We start from the raw sequence: 2,915 nt of genomic DNA, 5'->3' as shown, positions 1-2,915 counted from the left end.
GGGAGCCCGGGGCGGCGGTCGCCGGCGCCCCCGCGCGGCGCCGCTCCGGGGCGCTCTGGAGCCTGCCGCCCGTCCTCGCCGCGGTGACCATGCTGGTCTCGGCGTTCCTGCCGTGGGCGCGGCTGGAGGTGTTCATCGACCTGCTCGGCACCTCGGTCGCCGACGACCTCGGCGCGGTCGCGGGCATCGAGGCGGACGGCACCGTCGTGGTGGTCCCCGTGCTGGCCCTCGCGGCGATCGTGCTCGCGGTGTGGGGCGCGGCCGGCCGGGACGACCGGATCGCCTGCCTGGCCGCGCTTCCGGGCGCCCTGGCGCTGGTCGACTGCGCGGTGTTCGCGCTGCGGCTGCGCCGGGCCGGCGACCGGATCGGCGGCGAGGGGGCGCTCGCCGCCTCGCACACCACCGTCTCGCTCGACTACGGCTGGTACCTGTGCGCCGCCGCGGCCCTGCTGGTCGTCGGCCTCAGCCTGGTCCGCCCGGTCGCCCGCCCGCTGGTGCTGCGGGCGCGGGCCCGCGCCGCCGGACGGCCCCTCGGCGATCAGTCGTAGAAGCCGAGGCGGCGGAGCTGCTTGGGGTCGCGCTGCCAGTCCTTGAGGACCTTGATCCGCAGGTCGAGGTAGACCTTGGTGCCGAGCAGGGCCTCGATCTGCCGCCGGGCGCGCTGCCCGACGTCCTTCAGCCGGGAGCCCTTGAGCCCGATGATGATGCCCTTCTGGCTGGGCCGCTCCACGTAGAGGTGCGCGTAGATGTCGGTGAGGTCCTCGCGGCCGGCGCGCGGGGACATCTCGTCCACGCTGACGGCGATCGAGTGCGGCAGCTCGTCCCGGACGCCCTCCAGCGCCGCCTCGCGGATCAGCTCGGCGACCAGCACCTGCTCGGGCTCGTCGGTCAGGTCGCCCTCGGGGTAGAGCGCGAAGCCCTCCGGCAGGTGCTTGATCAGCAGGTCGCCGACCACGTCCACCTGGAACCCGTTCTCGGACGAGCACGGCACGATGTCGGCGAAGACGCCCAGCTCCCCCACCGCGAGCAGCTGCTTGGCGATCTGCTCGGGGGACGCCAGGTCGGTCTTGGTGACGATCGCCACCACCGGCGTGCCCTTCACGTTCGCCAGCTCGCGCGCGATGTACTTGTCGCCGGGCCCGACGGGCTGGTCGGCGGGGACGCAGAAGCCGATCACGTCCACCTCGGTGAGGGTGGAGCGGACCAGGCTGTCCAGCCGCTCGCCGAGCAGCGTGCGCGGCTTGTGCAGGCCGGGCGTGTCGACCACGACGAGCTGGGCGTCCGGGCGGTGCACGATGCCCCGGATCGCCCGCCGGGTGGTCTGCGGACGGCTGCTGGTGATCGCCACCTTGGTTCCGACCAGCGCGTTCATCAGCGTGGACTTGCCCACGTTGGGCCGTCCGACGAAGCAGGCGAACCCGGACCGGAACGGCTCGGGCTGCGGGGACTCTGCTGGCGATCCTGGCGATGTCACGTGACCAATTGTCGCCGACGCGGCGTAGCGCCTCGTCCACCGGTCGTCCACCGGCCGCCCACCTGTCGTCCGGCGGCGCGCTCCGGCGGGCGGCGGAGACGTCCCCCGCAGGCCGCCGGGGAGCTCATCGGAGGGTCAGGCGGCCGGGGCGCCGAGGGCGCGCAGGGCGTCGGCGGCGGCCCGGGACCAGTGCTCGACGCCCATCGCCCCGGCGACCCGGATCGCCTGCCGGTAGTGCCCGGCGGCCTCGTCCGGACGGCCCAGGAACGCCGCGAGGTCGCCGAGGGTCTGGGCGATCGGCCCGATCGTGGCGACCGCGCTCGCTCCCCCGGCGATGTGGTCGGCGAACGGCAGCAGCGCGGCCAGGCACTCGGCCGCCAGGCCCGGGTCGCCGAGGACGATCGCGCGGCGGGCGCGCAGGGCCAGGGCCAGCTCGTAGAAGTAGTCCGGACGGACCGGTCCCGCGTCCTCGACCGCCCGCCGCGCCTCGTCCGTCCGCCCGGCGGCGGCCAGGGCGAGGGCGAGCAGGTCGGCGGTCGCGCTGATGTGCGGCCACTGCCCGGCCATCCACGCCGCCGGTTCGACCATGTCCGCGACCCGCCCGCGCACGAGCCGGACGCAGAAGATCCCGAAGAACGTCACGCCCTGCTCGCTCGCCCAGATCCCCGAGCGGGACATGTCGTCGCCGACCTCCCGGTAGGCGCGCTCGGCCTCGTCGAACTCGGCCGAGAACGCGTGGCCGAGGGCGCGGTGCCACTCACTGATCCGGCGCAGCAGGGGCAGCCCGTACTGCTCGGCGAGGCGCTGTCCCTCGGCGCGGTGACGGGCCGCCTCGGCCGGACGCAGCCGGGCCATGTGCACCTGCTGGAGCTGCAGGTGGGCCAGCACCTGGTAGGCCGCCAGCTCGTGCGCGGTCGCCAGCTCCAGCAGCTCGGTCGCGAGGGCGAGCCGCAGGTCGCGGTCGGCGGCGCGGCGGTAGGCGTTGATGTAGCGGCCGTTCAGCGCGGCGGCCAGGGTCTCCGGGCGGCCCACGCGGCGCGCCAGCGCCAGCGCCTCGTCGGCCCGCCGGGGCCCCTCGCCGCCGGGCTCGCCCTCCTGCTCGATCGCGATCGTGGTGAGCAGCCGGGCGCGCAGCTCATCCGCGCCGTCCGGGAGGCCGTCCAGGGCCTCGTGCGCGGCGGCCAGCAGCCCGGTGTCCAGGCTGCCGTACTCGCGGGCCGTCCACAGGGTCGGGACGTCGAACGCGACGATCGTGCGGGTCAGCAGCTCCACGTCGCCCAGCGCCCGCGCCTCGGCGACGCAGCGGGCCCGCCGGGCACGGGACGGCACGACCGCCCCGGCCAGCGCGGACGCCCGGATCGCCCGGATCTCCAGCTCCAGCCGCTCGCGCACCCGGCCGGGGCCGAGCGCGGAGGCGGCGCGGTCCCAGAGCTCGGCGGCC

At 76.0% G+C, this 2,915-nt stretch carries 2 protein-coding genes and 1 pseudogene; 1 reads left to right on the top strand and 2 read right to left on the bottom strand.

The window, feature by feature from the left end; genetic code table 11:
- Positions 1-548, top strand: a 548-nt coding sequence (locus DZF91_RS40370; protein WP_158588049.1) for a hypothetical protein, incomplete at its 5' end; no start/stop codon positions are given.
- On the opposite strand, the gene era is transcribed toward DZF91_RS40370, so the two are convergent.
- Together era and DZF91_RS40365 are read right to left on the bottom strand one after the other, a co-directional pair.
- A complete protein-coding gene (gene era / locus DZF91_RS25765; RefSeq protein ID WP_117359791.1) occupies positions 539-1,474 on the bottom strand; it encodes a GTPase Era in 936 nt (311 codons plus the stop codon). The two genes, DZF91_RS40370 and era, sit on opposite strands and share 10 nt — an antisense overlap.
- A 135-nt stretch (positions 1,475-1,609) precedes the next feature.
- Positions 1,610-2,915: pseudogene (locus tag DZF91_RS40365) on the bottom strand (hypothetical protein); the annotation flags it as partial.

It is taken from the genome of Actinomadura logoneensis (assembly GCF_003428695.1).
Taxonomy (GTDB): domain Bacteria; phylum Actinomycetota; class Actinomycetes; order Streptosporangiales; family Streptosporangiaceae; genus Spirillospora; species Spirillospora logoneensis.
This window is presented reverse-complemented; position numbering and strand designations above follow the sequence as displayed.